Origin of the sequence: Vibrio sp. ER1A, from assembly GCF_000733315.1 — a bacterium.
Taxonomy (GTDB): domain Bacteria; phylum Pseudomonadota; class Gammaproteobacteria; order Enterobacterales; family Vibrionaceae; genus Vibrio; species Vibrio mediterranei.
Map to the genome: position 1 here is coordinate 395809 of NZ_JPJA01000088.1, position 20142 is coordinate 415950.

Below are 20142 nucleotides of genomic sequence, written 5' to 3' on the forward strand. Positions count from 1 at the left end.
TTGTTTTGCTGACTTAGACCAACTTGTTATGAAATTCTTGTTTTGATTCTATATAGAAAAATAAGCAAAACCGATAAGAATAATTAGCAAAATCGTCATCCATATCCTTAACTTTATGAAAGAGTTAGAAGTTAGGAATGGACGAATGACGGATAAAAAGAGTGATAAAGCGAAGACCAAAAGCGGCCAGAGTATAAAGGAAACTCTACCCCAAAAGACCGTTAGTCGTAAGAACCAGAAAAAAAACGAAAAAAAACGTCGACTTTTTAGTACCTTGCGATACCAAGTCGGTTTGCCTCCTGCTTTAGCTCTGATATTACCTTCTCTAGCTACTAGACATGCAAGTGCTCAAAACGGTGAAAGTCTGCTTAGCACTGAGCAGCTTGTTGATACTGAGCATCAAGCTATTCATTCAGAGTCGCCTAAAGTAAGCTCAAGCAATTTAGTGTCAAAACAAGAACTCATTGAACCAAAAGCAAATTTGGCGATAGAGGAAGGTAATAAAATAACCCCTAGTGCTCGACTCCAACTGAATCATTATCATGTTCACGCCATTACAAATCCGCATTTACTTTTTGGCCATGACCCTAAAATTATCCAAGTAACAACGAAAGAACATTTCTCATCATCCATAGACGGCTCTAAAAGCTCTGCTGAAAGCGACTTGTTGGCAAAGAACAATAATGAACCTTCTGCCAAAGGTAAAAGTAAAAGCTTGCTGAATGCAGATAATCACGAAAATCAGCAGTCATCTGAAAATGAGCAAGGCGATTTACTTGGAGCTCCGGGACCTACTCAACAGTATGTCGCTAATAATCTGAAGTTTCTTAACCAGCAATTGCAAGTGAAAGAAGACGGACTGATTGTACACGGTCAATTGATTGCAGCAGATAAAAACACCAATGAAACCATAAGTTTTGCTACCAATACTCAGGTGGATGGTTTAACACTGCATCCAGATGGCACTTACACTTTTGATCCGACGGATACTGTTTATCAGAGCTTGAAAGAGGGCGAAGTTAAAGAACTGACAGTACCCGTAACTGTGACGGATTCAGTGGGACTGACGTCTCATGCAAACTTTGTTATTCAAGTAACGGGTACTAATGACATCCCTAATGTTACAGGTAAAGTTTCTGGTCACATTCAAGAAGACATTAATGTTGACTCCTCTGGTTTACTTACCGTTGCAGGACAAGTTCAAGTACATGATATCGACTATGGTGAATCGCACACGTTAGCGGAGGTAATAAAAGGGCGATTTGGGACATTAACTATTGATGAGCAAGGGCACTGGCAATATCAAGTTGATAACAGCCTCCATGCAGTACAGCAGCTCTCTTCTCAACAGAAAATAACTGAAACAATATCAATCCATACCGCTGACCACACGAGTCAAAATATCCAAATCGTTATCGGTGGGAGCGATGATAATGCTGTCATTTCTGGGATCGACTCCGGTGCAGTCGTAGAAGATTTGCATGTCAAAAATGGCAGCATAAAGACGCAAGGCGACCTAACGATTGTTGATACTGACATAGGCGAAGCACACTTTGCGTCACAAGTACTTGTCGGTCAATTTGGTAGTTTGAATATTGATGCTAATGGTCATTGGAGCTATGAAGCTAATAACTTACAAGCTGCAGTTCAACAATTAGGTAAAGGTGATGAGCTACATGAAACGTTTACTGTAGCATCGGTTGATGGAACGACTCACGAGATAAAGATAGAAATTGATGGCGTCAATGATTTGCCGGTAATGGCGGGGCAGTCGCAGTCATTAAAAGAAGATGGCGCGGTTTTCCATGGTCAAATGGTGGCCACTGATGTTGACCAAGACTTACTGACGTACACCACTTCAACCCCAATTGATGGCCTGACATTCAACTCAGATGGCAGTTACACCTTCGATCCGAGCCATGCCTCTTATCAGCACCTTTCAAAAGGTGATACGCAAGTCGTTAGTACCATGGTCACCGTGACTGATACGGCTGGCGGTTCGCATCGAGAGGAGCTCAAGTTTACCATTACGGGTACGAACGACTTGCCAATGATGGCAGGGCAGTCGCAGTCAGTTAAAGAAGATGGTGCGGTTTTCCATGGTCAAATGGTCGCCACCGATGTGGACCAAGACCTACTGACTTATACCACCTCAACCCCAATCGATGGCCTGACGTTTAACCCAGATGGCAGTTACACCTTCGATCCAAGCCATGCTTCTTATCAGTATCTCTCAAAAGGTGATACTCAAGTCGTTACGACCATGGTCACCGTGACCGATACGGCTGGCGGTACACATCGAGAGGAGCTCAAGTTTACCATTACGGGTACGAACGACTTGCCAATGATGGCAGGGCAGTCGCAGTCAGTTAAAGAAGATGGCGCGGTTTTCCATGGTCAAATGGTCGCTACCGATGTTGACCAAGACTTACTGACGTACACCACTTCAAACCCAATTGATGGTCTGACATTCAACTCAGATGGCAGTTATACCTTCGATCCTAGTCACGCCTCTTATCAGCACCTTTCAAAAGGTGATACTCAAGTCGTTACTACCATGGTCACCGTGACCGATACGGCTGGCGGTTCGCATCGAGAGGACCTCAAGTTTACCATTACGGGTACGAACGACTTGCCAATGATGGCAGGGCAGTCGCAGTCATTTAAAGAAGATGGCGCGGTTTTCCATGGTCAAATGGTCGCCACCGATGTGGACCAAGACCTACTGACTTACACCACCTCAACCCCTATCGATGGCCTGACGTTTAACCCAGATGGCAGTTACACCTTCGATCCTAGTCACGCCTCGTACCAGCATTTAGCAGTTGGCGACACACAAACTGTGAAAACAACTGTCATTGTAACTGATACTGCGGGTGGGCAAGATCAAAAAGAGCTGTCTTTTGTTATCGAAGGAACTAACGATAAGCCGACAGTAACCCCGATAACCGCTCAGTTCCATGAAGACCAGTCTCAACACCTTGACATCAACTTATTATCCCAAGCTCAAGATGTGGATGGTGACGCGCTCAGCGTGGGTAGTCTTTTTCAAGTTAAGGTGAATGGACATATAGAGAGGCTTCCAGATGGCTTCGGCATAGTCAATGGACACCTGCAGATTGACCCTTCCAGTTCTACATTCCAGCATCTTGCGCAAGGCGAGGTTGCGACGTTTGAACTGAGTTACAAAGTCACGGATAGCCACGGGGCTTCAACACCTCAAAGTGTCACTGTAAAAATAGTCGGTACCGATGATAAGGCGCAGCTGGTTTCGAGTTCGATAAATATCGGTGAAGCTGCTGCCGAGCACACCTATCACGGCACCTCTATCAAAGGGGCACTTCAACTGACGGATATCGATACGACCGACAACCCTCAGTTCGTCGATATGATCTATCAATCTAGCTCTCGATTGGGTGCTCTCGCGTTGCGTGCAGATGGGCACTACGAGTATTTTCTTCAAGGCAATTATGTGGGTACTGCCAATGCTCAAAAAACGGTGGCCGCATTAAAACCTGGTGAGAGTATCACCGAAACCTTCAATGTGAAGACCGCCGATGGGCAAACAAAACCCGTCACCGTGACGATTCATGGTGAAGAAGATAACGCTCAGATTGTCGTTAATTACGGCACGACAGACAATCACTTACATGAAGACTCGATGACGTCTCCGGCATACCCTACAGAGCTGTTTGCAACGGGTATCGTCAAGGCCATTGACCCTGACCATGATGACGACCAATTGAAGCCTCAAACGGTAGTGTCGACCCACGGAGGTCACTTCACTGTGACAGAAACGGGCATGTGGCAATATCACATTGATAACAGCTTGCCTGCGATTCAGCAGCTAGGTAAGGGAGAGAGCTTTCAAGAGCGATTTACCGTTGAATCAAAAGATGGTTCTGCGCAAAAAGTCATTACTGTGACGGTACATGGCACCAATGATGACCCAGACGTCTCTTCGGCCGTAACATTGCCACCTGGTCATGAAGACAAGCCTTATATTATCAGCGGTGCCGCCTTGCTTGCCAATGCATCGGATGTTGATGCTAACGACGCAGGTCATCTATCAGTCGCCAGCCTTGTCGCACTTAAGGCTGATGGTTCTTCCGCTGGCACCATTACAGATAATCACAATGGTTCGTTCACATTTACCCCAGAACTCAACTATAACGGACCAGTGCGCTTTAACTACGAAGTTCATGATGGCCATGGTGGAAGTGTTGTCACCTCAGCGAACTCGGTGCTCAAGCCTGTCTCAGATAATGCGCAAATAAGCTACGCATCAACCGACCATCATTTAGCAGGTGTTACAGAAGATAGGGGGTATATCGATACCCTTGATGAGCTTCACTTTGAAGGTAAACTCAACATCGTCGACCCCGATCAAGGGGAAGCGGAGTTTGATATTAACTACGGTCCGCAAACCTATAACGGCATAGGTTATGATACCAAGCTTGGCGGCCATATTTTGTTGATGCGAGATGGTCACTATACCTACACGATCCGAGACCATCAGCCCCAAGTTCAATCATTAAGCCAAGGTGAAGTGCTTACCGATCAATGCGTGGTTCGCGCGAAAGATGGGACGACCTTTACGATTGAAGTGAATATACACGGCACTAATGATGCGCCAACACTCAGTGCACAAACACAGTCAGTGACAGAAGATGGAAGCAGTCTTAATGGACAGATGCAAGGCCGAGATATTGACCACGGTGCGACGCTCACATATTCGATAGCTCACGCTATTGATGGGCTGACATTTAACGCCGATGGCAGCTACTCGTTTGACCCTTCGCATACTAGCTATCAACAGCTCAAAGACGGCGAGCACAAGATCATAGATATTCCGGTGACGGTGACCGATGAACATGGTGCAAGCTCGACGCAAAACTTGACCATAAACCTCCAAGGTAAAGGAGATGCCGCGGTTATTGGAGGCGTGGATACTGGTGATGTACATGAGAATCAAGCAGGGCAGGATAAGTCTCCTGACTATGCACAGCCCGGCATTGGGGTTATTGGTCAAGACACTTTGACAACAAGCGGTCAACTGACGATTGTGGATCCTGATTCTGGTGAAAGCGAGTTTGACCCTAATGGCAAGGTGTATTCATATAGCGGTCAATATGGGCACTTACTGCTTCGTCCAGATGGGCATTGGGACTATGCCGTTGCTGCGGGTACTCATGATTGGCACTTAGGCTCCACCAAAACCACAGTAGGCTCAACAATCGACCAGTTGGGTCAAGGGGAAACTCTCACCGATACGGTTACCGTTCATTCCAAAGATGGAACCACTCACGACATTGTTATCACCATACACGGGGATAATGATGCTCCTTACGTTTCATCAGAAGTTACCTTGCAGTCTGGCAAAGAGGACGTCAGCCAGACCTTCACCAAGGCGGATTTGCTGGCGAATGCTGTTGATGTCGACAGTAACGATGCAGGATTGATGACGGTCGCCAACTTGCTTGCTGACCATGGCTCTATTCGCGATAACCACGACGGAACCTATACTTACACGCCAGAACTGAACTATCACGGCAAAGTGCATTTCAGTTACGACATCACTGATGCGCACGGAGGCTCAACACCGACAGGTGCGTCGCTCGATCTTGCATCTGCCAATGACGCAAGTGTACTGGCTGCTGGACAGAGTTCAGGTTCGGTGACAGAGGATCATTTGCGATCGGGTACCGCTGGGCAACTCTGGTCTGGTTGGACGAATTTAGATGTCACCGATGTGGATAGTGCTTCAGAGGCTGAAGTCGCCTTTATTGAAGTGAATGGCATCAAGCATGCAGTGCCAGCAGATTTTGGTATGAGTCTGACTGCAAACCATGGCTATTTCTCAACGACACACAGCACCGACGGTCACAACAAATGGAGCTACACTGCCGATAACACTAACCCAGAAATACAAGGACTGAAAACTGGGCAGCAGCTTCAAGACACCATGGTGCTCATCACAAAAGATGGTACTCGAATTCCGGTAACAGCGACCATCCAAGGTCAAGACGATCATGTCATTATTGACACTCCAGATGCGCTAACAGCGGCTATAGGCACAGCGGTCGAAGATATTAAAACGACGGTTGTTGGGATGCTTCAGGCACACGATCTCGATAAGGGCGATCAAGTTTCCTTTGAACTAGCAGGCTCTGCTTCATCTCAAGCAGGCAGCTACGGAACCTTTTATGTCGATCGTTCTGGACATTGGCACTATGACTTGGATGCTTCAAAAGTCGACTCACTAAGAAGTGGTGATGGTAAGGCTGAGGTATTTAACATCGTCGCTATTTCTAGTGACGGTTCCCGAGCGACCCAAAAAGTGGAAATACTCGTTAAGGGCACCGATGATGTGGCAATCATTACCGGTCAAAGCACTGGCTCAGTGACAGAAGATCTTCACGTGCAAGGTGACGCAAGACACACAGTATTTACTAGCGGTGTTCTAGATGCAAAAGATCCGGATATCGGTCAACGTGGTTTCCATCAAACCTTGAATGCTCATGCGATTAGCGATCCTTATGGTGGCAGCCTCTCAATAGACAAAGCGGGCGGGTGGATTTACAGCGTCCCGAATGGAAACTTACAACATTTAGCTCAAGGTCAAACAGAGCACGTTCAATATCAGGTACAAACACTTGGCGGTGACACCCATGTGATTACTGTCGATATCGTGGGTACCAATGATAAACCGACTTTAGTCGCGCAAACTCAAACCGTGGATGAAGATGGTTCGCTGCTTAATGGCCAGATTCAGGGAAGTGACATCGACCACGGTGCGACATTAGTCTACTCCATTGCTAAGTCTGTGGATGGGCTAACTTTCAATGCTGACGGCAGCTACACGTTTGATCCAACCAATGCGAGCTACGACCACCTAGCGAAAGGTCAGACTCAGACTCTCACCATTCCAGTTACCGTCACGGATGAGCATGGAGCAAGCACGACTAAAGATCTCAATATCACTGTAACAGGCACCAATGATGCAGCGCAGATTACTGGTGCTGATAGTGGAGATGTCTACGAGTCAACCTATGCCGACCGCTCTCCTGATTATCAGAGGGGGATTATTTCCCACTTATGGAATGACTCGATACATACCTCAGGAAAACTGGACATTGTTGATCATGATTCTGGCGAGGCACACTTTGATAACAATGCGCCTGCTTATCAGTATTTTGGGCAGTATGGTCGCTTAATACTGCAGCCTGACGGTGATTGGTATTATAGCGTTGATGTAGGGAATAGCGCGGTAGGTCGCAAAATCGATGAACTCAATACAGGCGAAAACCTAACCGATACCATTACCATCCGAAGTGCGGATGGCACGACTCATGATGTTGTTATTACCATTCACGGTGATAATGATTCTCCGTTCGCTTCTGGAGAGGTGCAACTCAATTCTGGAAAAGAGGATCAGGTACAAACGATCACTCAAGCGCAGTTGCTGGCCAATACTATCGACGTTGATAGTAGTGATGCGGGCAAGCTACATGTAGATAATCTTCATGTTGATCATGGTTCTATCAGAGATAATCAAGACGGCACTTATACTTTTACACCCACCAAAGACTACAACGGACAAGTGCACTTTACCTATGATGTAGTGGATGCGCATGGTGGCTCGACAGCCACAGGCGCTAACCTCGTCCTTACTGCAGTTGATGATGCTGCAAATATTGTCGCTTCTGGAGCTACGCTGAAGGAGGATCATGTATTAGCGGGTACCACAACACTGCATTCAGAAGGGCACTTTACTGTTGTCGATCCTGATGGTGCTTCAGAATCCTTTTTTGCGACAACTTTCCTTGGTATGAATGCCTTCTATAAAGGTAACCTTGGAGGAATACTGCAAGTCAACAAAGGTGGTAACTATTTTTATGATGTAAATAACTACAACGTTGATCATTTACGAGACGGAGAATCGGTTAAGGAAGTCTTTACGATAAAAAGTCAGGACGGTACGACAAAACAAGTTGAGTTCACGATTGAAGGAACCAGTGATAAACCTACGATCGCAAGTGCTAGCCTGCATCATTATATGTTTGAGGATGATAAAGTTCTCAACGGAAAGTTGTATGGCATGGATCCAGACTTGGGTGATCAAAAATCCCTTGTGTACACGGCTATGAGCACGCCCCCTGGTTTTTCATTGAAGTCAGACGGTACCTATACCTTTGATCCTTCCGACAAAGCCTATCAACACAACTCACTGTCTTCAGGCCGTGATGAGCATGTCGTCATACCGATTAAAGTGACCGATAGCGAGGGGCTGTATTCGATTCATAATCTGCGGTTGAGTATTATTCCAACCAACGATGCCCCTGTGGTCAGTAGCTCGGTCGCTTTATCACCTGGAAAAGAAGATCAGAGTATCGTACTTCACAGTAGTGACCTTCTCGCAAACGCAACAGACGTTGACGACTACGATAGGCTCAGCGTAACGTCATTATCCACAGACCATGGATCTGTTGTAGACAACCGTGATGGTACCTTTACCTACACGCCGGAGATTAATTACAACGGCCCCGTTCGATTTAATTACAATGTTACGGACAATCACGGCGCTTCCACACCAGCCGATGCAACGCTCGCGCTGGCACCGGTTGAAGACAAAACTCAATTTACTGGCGTTGACCATGGCGTAGCCACGGAAGATGTCGCCACACATATGTCGACCAATGTAAATATTATGGATGCCGTCGACTGGCAAGCGTTGCAAATCACAGACGTGGACAGCCCCAATACACAAGTGACGGTTGAATTTGCCGGGCAACAATATACCTGGGATCTGGGCAGTGACCTAGATGTGACCACTCCGTATGGTAAGTTTCAGTTTCATACCATAGGGAGTGGGCCGCATGCGGGTGAGCATTCATGGAGTTATATTGGCGACAACTCTAATGTTCACGTTCAAGAGTTAAAGCACGGTGAATCACTCACGGAATCGATCAAGTTAATCGCCACTGACGGCACTGAATTTCCTATTACCGTCAAAGTAAGTGGTACCGAGGATGGGGTCGTCATTGATTCGAAATCGGAACTTGGTCATGTTTTAGAGAATGCTCAAACAGGCGCCTCTGTTGCAGGAAGTGTAACGGCTCATGATACTGACCTTCATGACTCCGTAAGCTGGATAGTTACACCTACAAGTGGTGTTAGTGGTCAGTATGGTTCGTTCCATCTAAGTGCTGATGGTCAATGGCACTATGACGTAGACCAGAGCAAAGCGACAAAGTTAGGCGATGGGGACGAATACTGGGAGCACTTTACCATTGAGGCTGTGTCTACTGATGGAAGTAAAGTCTCACAGAGTGTATCGGTCGTTGTTCATGGTAATAACGATGTGCCAGTGGTGAGTGGTGAGGTGACTTTACCGTCTGGTAAAGAAGACTCGTCAATACATATTACGCAGGCACAACTTATCGCCAACGCTACAGATGTCGATTCAAACGACAGAGGTTGGCTGCATGCCCAAAATCTAACGGCAGATCACGGTAGTATCACCTCTAATTCAGATGGCAGTTTCACCTTCAATCCAGAACCTAATTACAATGGCTCGGTTCATTTTACTTACGATGTTGCTGACAGACATGGCGGAATTGCGCATACAGGAGCAAACACGACTCTAGCTGCCGTCAATGACCGTCCGGATGTTCAGCCAATTACTGATAGGGTCAAGGAGGACTCAACTAATAATCATGCCGTTGATCTCCTAGTCGGCGCAACAGACAAAGAAGGGGATACGTTGTCTGTATCCCAACTCCGATATTCAGTCGATGGTGCTACCGCGACGACGAGTCTTCCTGACGGACTGTCCACAGGTGCTGACGGGCACTCTGTGATTGTTGATGCAACACACTCGACCTTTCAGCATCTCGCCGCAGGACAGACACAGCAAGTTGTAGTGAATTATCTTGTCGATGATGGGCATGGAGGACAGACACCACAGTCGGCGACCTTAACGGTTGAGGGTACCAACGACGCACCAGTGGTGACATCATCAATTACACTGCCACAAGGCAGCGAAGATACACCTGTGTTAATACAAGCATTAGACTTATTAGCGAATGCCACTGATATTGATGACATCAGTCAATTGTCGGTTCATAACTTGACGTCTGATCATGGTGTAGTTGTTGACAATCATGATGGCACTTTTGGCTTTACGCCAGAGCAAAATTATAATGGTTCCGTTCAATTCCACTACCAAGTGCAAGATGAACACGGGGCATCCGCCGCACAAACAGCATCAATGACTCTATCCAGCGTGGGTGATGCTGCGGTAATTACTCCCGGGACGCTGGGGCATTGGTCGGGCGACAGTTTAAGTGTTACTGAAGATAGAGGCATTGGTAGCGTTGTCGAAAAACACGTAGATGGCTTTCTAACCGTTAGAGATCCGGATGCGGGTGAGTCTGTTTTAGTACGCGTCGATCCACCTATGTCATCGTTTCATACCAATGGTCAGTATGGAGATTTTATGGCATGGCCCGATGGGCGCTGGCGCTATAGTTACAACAATGCTCACCTTGATCAATTGCGTGAGGGTGAGGTTGTTCACGATCGGTTCACCGTCCACTCTAAAGATGGTACTCCCCATGTAATTGAGGTGACATTGACGGGGACAAACGATGCCCCCTACGCTAGTTTTACCCACAGTGTGAATGGTATTGAAGACCATGACTACCAAATGAAAGTTTCTGATTTTGGTTATAGGGATTTAGACCATGGAGACCATTTAGCTCAGATAAAAATGACAGGGTTACCCGATCCTACCCAAGGGCAATTCTTGTTAGATGGCCACGCAATCACAACTGGTCAACTCATCGATTCAGCCGATATTTCCAAGCTCATTTTTCGACCTGTAGCTAATTTTAATGGTCACGCGGGTTTCAAATACACAATGATCGATGACTCAGGCGCGGTAAATGCAGAGTCAAATGAAGTAAGTAATGCAATTCACATTGCACCGGTGGAAGACAAAGCTGCATTTTTTGGTCAAGACACTGGAAGCGTAACTGAAGATCGACACGTACAAGGTAATAGTCCACAAACAATTACGACTACCGGAATTCTCGATGTTACCGATCCCGATTCTGGGCAAGACCATTTCCACGCTACACTTAACGCTCACACGCTTCATGATCCATTCGGTGGTAGCCTTTCAATTGGGCAAACTGGACATTGGACGTACAGTGTACCAAACGCAAATGTTCAGCACTTGAATCAAGGTGAAACCGCTCAAGTTGAATATGAAGTACAAAGTGCCGGTGGCGACAAACATACAATTACTCTAACCATTCACGGCACAAACGATGTTCCAATGGTGACGTCACCAGTTACCATACCACAAGGTAGAGAAGATACACCGGTTGTTTTCACGGCTTCCGACTTAATAGCGCACGCCACCGATGTTGATGGCAATAGTCAGTTGTCGGTTCACAATCTAACGGTTGACCATGGCGTAGTTGTCGACAACCATGATGGTACTTTCAGTTTTACACCAAAGAGAGACTATCATGGGTCTGTGCAGTTCAATTATGACGTTCAAGACGAGCATGGCGCTTCAGTATCGACGTCCGCCACAATGAACTTAGCTGCCGTTAATGATGCAGCAACATTTACTGGTGATTCAGCAAGCCTTGTTGAGGATACCAACCTTCAACACAATACTCGATTTGCCGGTTCAGCCACCATTCAAGATGCACTATTCTGTCGTGGAAGCCTTGTGATCTCTGATGTTGACGGACAAGGCGAAGCGGCACTAGACCTCAAAGGTCAGAACCAAATATCGCAAGATGGTACCTATGGTCACTTCTTGATTAAACCAGATGGGGCATGGGTCTATACTGCCGACAACAGCGATTCAAACATTCAGGATTTAGATAACGGCCAAACCTTAACTGACAGTATCGAGGTTACCTCGATAGACGGCACTAAACACTCGATTACAGTGACTATTAGTGGTTCGACGGATAGACCAACGATACATAGCTTCACGGACTCAGGCGTTCAAAATACGGGGCCCATTGAGGGTAATCTCATTTCTGGTGTAGGCACCTCACAAGGTACAGCGGCAGCGGCGACAGACTCAGACTCTAATGCTCACCTTGTTCTGCACGATATACAGATACAAGATCCTGTGTCGGGGAATTACGTGGCTGTCACTCCAGGTCACCCTCACGCCATAGCGGGAATTGGTACACTGGCCATAGAAGCCAATGGTCACTATATCTTTACTCCTGAAGCGGGCTTCACTGGGAAAGTGCCAAGCATGGTGTATAGAGTTGGAGACGATGGTGGTACTCCAGTTAATGATTCCTCTCAAAATACGCTATCCATAGAGGTTAAGCCGCCAGCTCAACATGCACCAACGGTGACACCACAAACGGTCATTAGCGATGAAGACCAAAGTCATACATTCACCGCTGCAGAATTTGGCTACCAAGATGCTGATCATGATGCGCTAAACCACATCACGATTACCCAGTTACCTTCCCACGGTCTGTTAACCTTGAGTGGTGTGGCTGTCACTGCCAATCAACAAGTTTCTAAAGCAGACCTAGACGCGGGGCATTTAACCTTCACACCGATACAAAATCAGAGCGGCGCTAATTATGCGCATTTTGAGTTCCGTGCTAATGATGGTCATCAAGACTCGGCGAGCGCATCCATGGTCATCGATGTGAATGCGATAAATGATGCGCCGACGGTTGGTTCAAGCTTTAACAGTTTACTGGAAGATATACCTCACAGCTTTACCAAAGCCGACTTCAAATTCGCAGATGTTGATGGAGATGCACTGCATCACATCACCATTACCAGCATCGCTCATGGTTCACTGACGCTCAACGGGCAGGCAATTTCTGTTGGTGATGACGTGGCCGCTGCGGATTTGGCTTCATTAATCTATACCCCAACACTGAACTACCATAGTGTTAATACGAGTGGCTTAGGGGGCATTGGATATACGGCAAACGATGGTCATACTGATTCTAAGCCTGGAATGTACTTAATTAATATCGTTGCAGTTCCTGACCCTGCTGTATTCACAGGTGATTCAACGGGTCGAGCGCAAGAAGATATTCATACCCAAACAGCAGGGGTATTAAATGTAGCGGACCCTGACGGCACGCAAGGTTTTATTGCGGTGCAAGGCGGTGTGGGTATTGTCGGCAGTAAAGGGTATGGGCATGCGCACATTGATAGTAATGGTCACTGGACCTATAACCTTTACAACAATCACCCTGTTGTGCAGCAGCTTAAGCAAGGCGAGACGGATACAGAAACTATTACCGTTCAAGCAAAAGATGGCACTGCGCATGACATAGTGATCACGATCACCGGAACCAATGATGTCCCGACGGTTTCAGAAAAAGTGCAACCAGGTCAAAGTGCAGGCAGACACGTGGTGAGCGAAGATGGCAACTTAACTTCAACCGGACAACTGACGACACATGATACCGATGGGGATACGCTCAGTTTGAGCCTCGATCCAAGTCATGGTGCGAGTTATGGTTCGGTACAACTGGATAGTCATAGTAATACTTGGACATATCATCTCGACAATGCCAACTCACACGTTAACGCGTTAAATGATGGTGATGTGCTGCATGACACCTTTACTGTGCTGGTGGATGATGGACATGGTGGGAAAACCAGCCAACAAGTTACCATGACCATTAATGGTCATACTGACCCTGTGCCTTACACGCCGCCGACAATCAGTGTGTCTGTTGATGCTCGGCATGCTCGTCATGTAACCCCAACCATAACTGCCACCACAGTCCGAGATTACGCTCACCGTATAGGGCAGTCCGCCACAACGGCGAGCGGGCACCATGAGATAAATGGGCATGGCAGCTCAGACATTATTATTGTGCAAGGGCGCTTAACAGAGGAAGCCGAACTGAAGAGTGGTAATGACATTCTTTATATCGGCGGTAGCCTGACAGACAAGGAGATTGAGGGGGGGCATGGTTCAGACACGCTAATCCTTGGTGCCTATAATCGCCAAAACGCACCACGCTTGCGTGACCATGGTGAAAAGCTCAGTGATGGGCATGAAGAGATGGAGATAGAAAGTATTGAAAACATCATTCTGGGTGATGGCACTGTACTAAAAGGGCACCTTCCTGCGAACTTTCCTGTTCAAAGCCAGGGGCATTATGAATGTGATGTAAGCATCCAAGCTCAGCTGTCTTCTCATGATGAAACTGTCACGGATATCCGGATAACGCATTTGCAAACTCATGTCACTTTGCAAAGTGCTGGACATACGATTCACGCAAACCCAGATGGCAGTTACACCGTGCCTACAAACGGACATGTTACGCTGGTTTCATCTCAGCCTATAAGTGGCAGCCATCACTACTTTGCAACGGAAGTGACAACCCACAACTCAGCAACAGGGGTAAGTGCTGTTACGACTGAAGACCTTCAAGGACACACACATAGCCATATCAGCCCACCGCCGCCTCCACCACCTCCAGTTTTGAATGATGAACCGATGGACGATAACGCGGTAGCGGATGGAGAGTCTCTAACGATAATGTCTGCACTAGGAATTAGCGATGCAACGTCGGGTAATGACGATCATCAGCAACATGATGCTTCAAACTATCTGGATAAATTAGGCATTACTCAGCAAGAGGGGCTTCAGCCTATAGAGCAAAGCGCGTTGCCTGATGATCTTGATATTGTACTTGATGACGTGGAGCAGCATGATATTACGACCCAACATCAAAGTGATGTGGCGCATCATGGTGCTCAAAGTGATATTGAGCACTTCCAAGATATCGATAGTGACCATCAAGATATGCAAGATCCAACGTTACCAGATGATCCGACTCGCTAACAACAAAACGCCCTTGTTCATCAAGGGCGTTAGTCAAACTAGCGAATATTAATGATTGAGAAGATTATCGCTCACCAAAGGCACGGCTGATATTTGTGAATATCGGTTTCCACAGATATTGGAACACCGTTTTTTCGCCAGTGGTGATATCCACTTCACCGGTCATTCCCGGTAACAACGCAAATCTATCTGGGTCGTCCCTAAAGTAGGGCTTCTCGACTGCAATGGTGACTTCGTAGAAGATATTGCCTTTCTCATCCTTGCTGGTTGTAGGGGAGATGGACTCTACGATACCTTTAAGAGCTCCGAATCGACTATAGTCGTAGGCATCAATTTTGACTCTCGCACTTTGTCCCTCGTTAACAAAACCTATATCTCTCGGAGATAGCTGAGCTTTAAAGTCTGCCGTGCCTCCAATTGGCACGATTTCGACCACGGTTCCCCCTGGCTGAATTACAGCACCAACTTTTGTACTCGGTATACTTTGAACTAAACCTTGTAGTGGTGACGTCAAAACAGTATTAGTCAGCTTCGCTTCTCCAGAGCGAACACGAGCTTCTAGTGCAGAGAGTTCAGAGGCAGCTTTCGAGCGCTGATCGGCTACCTCGACTTTGGCTTCTGCGAGCAACTGGGAGATCTTTTCATCATTAGAATCTGCCTGTTTGATTAGCAGAGCTTTTTTACCCCTCGCTTCTTCAATTTGCTGTTCAATAGAGGCTACTTTTTGCTGCATTTCAAGAACACGAAGTCTTGAAATATTACCGCTTTTTTGTCCTTTTTGAAGTATGCTGAGCTCTTGTTTTGACGCGCTTAACTGGCGTTCGTAAGCTGGAATGGCTTTTTCTGTACTGCGTAATTGTTCTGCGATTTGCTCCGCCTCTTTTTCTAGCACTATCCGTTTTTGATAGTAAAGAGCAATTTGCGCGCTGCGCTGAGCTCTCTGCTGTGCAACGAGTTCTGGATATTGGCTTTGGTATAAATCAAAATTAGGCTCGCGCTCGTCAATAAGTGAAGATAATCTTTCTATAGTTAAATTGAGAGAAGCTTGTTGAGCTTTCAATTCCTCCAAGGCTGTTGTTTGGAAGGTCGCATCAAACTCAACCAACACTTGACCCTCTTCGACCATATCGCCTTCTGCGACAGAAATGGTTTTCAATTTGCCACCAATATCACTTTGAATGATCTGACGCTCACCTTCTGGGACGACCGTGCCTTTTGCCTTGGCAATTTCATCAACTTGAGTTACAGCTGACCAAGTACCAAATGCAATCACACACAAGGCGATTGAATAAGTGATTACAGACAATAGCTTCTTGGTCTGTTGTGATTCGATTGCTTCAGCATACTGAGATTTATTCATTGGCAGCGACCTCCATTGTGCTGTCACTATTGTTCTCTTCGTTCAGGGCACCAAAGTAGGCGACAGCGCCTTGGTTTAAGACGATAACTTTGTCTGCTAGCTTAATTAACTCGGGATCTTGTGAACTGAATAGAATTGTAGAGTGACCTCTTTTTTTATTAAGGAAGGTCTTAAACAGTTCAACGGACTTAGGTGACAAGTCATGAAGAGGGTTATCGAGCAAATAGAGAGGGTAATGAATGGCGAGGGCTTTTGCAGCAATCAACATTCTAGCTTCATAACGTGACAATAAATCGTACATACTGGCAGGCCAGAATTCGGTGAGTTTGGTATCAAGTCCAGCTGGTAATGAGTTAAGCCAATCTTTACCACCTGCTTGCTCAATAGCATGGATAATTTCTGAATCTTGTATCTCTTGTTTATCCGAGAACCATTCACGGATGTTAGTCAGGAGCACTTGAGGATGAGCAGCTTTGTAGAACATCCAATGGCGATAGAGCAATGGCGCGTATTGGCTTAGGTTAATACCGTTGATATTAACGACACCGTTTTGCACTGGTTGGAAACTTGCGATAGTGTCGATAAGGCTTGTTTTACCACTGTTAGAGGGCCCTGTAATGGCTATGATTTCTCCTGGCTCTATGACTGCACTTACCCCACTAAGAGCCGGTTTAGCCTGTTTAGCATAGCGGAGAGTAATTTGGTCGAGTTCAATCCGTGGCGGTGAACTTGGCAAAGTATGATGTTGATATCGATATGCTTCTTCCGAATTTAGAGTGAGCGTTCGATTGATCGTCATTTGTGTTTGCTTAAGCTGCTGAAGCCTAAAAGCGCTGTTAGCTAGGGTTTGGGCCGGCCCTGTTACTCGTGAAATCAACATCATGGTTGCAATCAGTCCACCTGCCGACATCACTTGGTTAAAAATCAAGTCTATGCCCAAACCAACAACAGCAAGCGTCGAGATCACACCTATGGCGTAGTAAATGGATGTATATTTCGCTTGGTGTACCGTCTGTTTGAAGCCATTCTGAGCGGCCAAGTGGTTTGCTTTATCGAATCGAGACAGCCAACCTTCTAGAAGCTGGCTACTACGCATAAAGCCGAGGTGGGTAGATAACTCGGCTATGAGCATTTGGCGGTTGGTTCCTGCAATGGTGGATTGATTTGCCTTTAGAGCAGAATGTTTGATACTACTACGAGCGACCACGTAATACAGGGTGAGGGCGACAATAGGAACAATGACTAACCACCCACCCAATACAGCGATCGCTATGATGAAAAGCAGGACAAATGGGATATCAAACAGAGCATTTCCTAAAGGACCAGCGAGAACGCCAGCGACTCTGTCCGCAAAACTCAATTGATTAACTTGGCTTTGTTGAGGGGTTGCCTTACATACGTTGTAACTTCCAGTCAGTAGCTTTTTAATGAGCGCATCGGAAATTTCGCGACTTATTCGATTGGCGACAGTGGTTAGTGTTTGGCTGCGTACTACTCTGAGTAACCAAAGCATGAAAAACAGAATGCCTGCACCTACTGCAATCCCCTGTAGTTCGTGGGCGGCATCACCACCAATGACATGGTCGTATATAGACATTGTGATGAAAGGAATCGCCAGTGCGAATAAGTTTGAAAACAAACTTGCTAACGCAACTCTTGGGACTACCGCTTTGTAAGCCTCCAATCTAGTTCCCATCCAGTTGGGGTCAGGTTTATCAGGAGGTGAGTTCTCTAGTAATATCGCGATGCTGAATTGTTTTAAATCTTGAGACGAAAAAGGGGTGCTATTGGTTACTTCGAATAAGGTTTGGTCTTTAGGTTGAGCGATGGCTAATTGTTGGTCGGTGACCAAGACTGCCACTTTATAAGGTTTTGTATGAAGCTGTTGCTGTGCATTGACGATTCGATAAGGCACATTGAGTCGATCTAGCATACTCAAATAGTCTTCTAAATTATTGAGGCCATTTTCTTCCACCCATTGATGAGCGAACACGTCTACGTTGCTATTTACCTCAAGTGTTCTGAGTGATAACAATGAGGCTTTTTCAATATTATTCATTGTTTTCTCCCTGCTCAGCGTGCACATCAAGCTGCAACAAGATCGTGTTATTGCATATAGAGGTAAAGGTGTGATTGAAACTGACTAGAAATATGGTTCGGCCATTTTTTGCTTCTTTATGGAGGATTTCTGCTAACTTGGGCCAAGTATCAATGTCTAAGTCCAGTTCAGGTAAATCAATACATATAATGGAAGTAGGGCGAGCTAGCTGAAAACAAATGTTGATCAATCGGATACTGCTGTGACTTAACGGTATAGACGGAAGATCCCCTAATTTGGTTTCGAAGCCATCCGGTAGCTGAGTTAACACGTCATACAAGCCAAGTGTTTTGCTGTATACCAAGGCACGTTCAGAAAGCTCAGGCATAAAACCACATAGGTTATCCAAAATAGAGCCTTGCAGAATTGAAGAACGAGATCCTATGTAAGAGCTTGAATATTGTCGCGACAAAGCAGAAGTTGTGTCGGTATCCAACAAGATCTGACCGGCATGCTCCTGATTGGCCCCTCCTATTGTAGTGAGAAAATGACTGGCTGCTTCCTTATCTGGACAGGTAATTTGGCAGATTGAGCCTGAAGAAATACTGGCACTAACAGCATAGGTTTTTGAGAAGCGCTTTATCGCTAGATTATTCATATGTAGTGATGAAAAAGATGGCAAAGCAGCGCTTATGTTTTGGTTTTGAGGCGAGAGTTTTAATAACGCATTTACGCTTTGTATGGCGGTTTGCATATTAGCATAACGAATGTTCAAGTTAGTCAGTGCGCTAAGTGGCGCTACCGCTCGGCCAGCCAAGATGGAACATGCAGCAAGCCCACCCGTTGTTAGTTCTCCAGAAAGAACATGTGAGGCTCCTGCTATGACTAAAAGAACGGAGGTTCCCAAGGACGCTAGATAGATACATTCTTGAGCGAAGGCGTTCTTTCGTTCATCTTCCGAATGAGTAAGTCGATGTTCCTGATTAATCCCCTTATAAGCTGCATACGTCTTATATTCATTGGCCTGACGTTTGATACCAAGGATGTTTCGGTTGAGATTGAGTACAAACCCCGCTCTTGCATCCTCGGTTATAGCATGCGCTAAGCTTCGTTGTTTTGCTCTTCTACCTGATAGCCAGACGAAGCTGAATGTAATAGCCCAAACGACAATAGGTACCGCTACCAAGCTGCCGCCAACGTAGTACACTAAAAATAGGAACAGCAGCGCAAAAGGAATATCTATCAGTCCAGATAGGAGACCTCCTGAATAGAGGTCTTTGATTTTTGCGATAGCTTCTAACCCGTTCTGAACGCCTCCCACTTTTAGCTGCTTAATCTCTTTGATGGGGGATGTTGCCAGCGCCCTGACTGTTTCAGCGTAACGTTGCTGTTCAAGCATAGAAGATTCTGCAGCCAGCACCCTAGAGCGGATGTATCGAAGCAAGGCGTCAAGTAAAACCGCTATTGTAGCGCCAGCTAGTAACAACGTTGCCGTGCCGTAACTTTGGTTTGGGATAATGCGGTCATAAATCTGTAGTACCGTTAAAGGAACGGCAAGAGAGAGAATATTAATAAGCACTGATGGTAGCAGCACTTTTCTAATGCCCTGAGTACCTGAGGAGAATGTTGTGTCCATACCTAGCTCATTTCTTATCCATATGTTTTAAGACTCGGACAAAAGCAGCGATATTTCAAATAGTAAGAAAGGAAAAATTCACAATATATCGAGGTTTAGTGTTCTACAGTTATTGCTAGGAATAGCGTGCTTGAAAGCAATATCTAGTTCATAACAGTGTTTGCGTAGGGAGGTTAAGTTATATAGATACGAAACTATCCATTAGGAAAGGGCTTTGTTGCCGAATTCAG

At 46.1% G+C, this 20142-nt stretch carries 4 protein-coding genes; 1 reads left to right on the forward strand and 3 read right to left on the reverse strand.

Going from position 1 to position 20142, the window contains the following annotated elements; translation table 11 throughout:
• The first annotated feature begins 145 nt into the window (after positions 1-145).
• Complete coding sequence (locus HW45_RS29350) at positions 146-14878, forward strand: VCBS domain-containing protein (protein ID WP_051868197.1); 14733 nt, start codon at positions 146-148, stop codon at positions 14876-14878.
• Positions 14879-14942: 64 nt separating this feature from the next.
• Here the strand turns inward: HW45_RS29350 and HW45_RS17380 are convergent, their stop codons facing one another.
• The 3 genes from HW45_RS17380 to HW45_RS17390 are packed head-to-tail and all read right to left on the reverse strand — an operon-like array spanning position 14943 to position 19912.
• Positions 14943-16238 (reverse strand): HlyD family type I secretion periplasmic adaptor subunit, encoded by a 1296-nt coding sequence (locus tag HW45_RS17380; RefSeq protein ID WP_038228507.1) that lies wholly within the window; start codon positions 16236-16238, stop codon positions 14943-14945.
• Complete coding sequence (locus tag HW45_RS17385; protein ID WP_051868198.1) at positions 16231-18297, reverse strand: ABC transporter transmembrane domain-containing protein; 2067 nt, start codon at positions 18295-18297, stop codon at positions 16231-16233. Before HW45_RS17385 ends, HW45_RS17380 begins: the two co-directional genes overlap by 8 nt.
• Positions 18290-19912 carry an ABC transporter transmembrane domain-containing protein gene (locus HW45_RS17390; RefSeq protein ID WP_038228509.1) on the reverse strand — a complete coding sequence of 541 codons (1623 nt, stop codon included), beginning with the start codon at positions 19910-19912 and terminating at the stop codon, positions 18290-18292. Before HW45_RS17390 ends, HW45_RS17385 begins: the two co-directional genes overlap by 8 nt.
• Between the last annotated feature and the right edge of the window lie 230 nt (positions 19913-20142).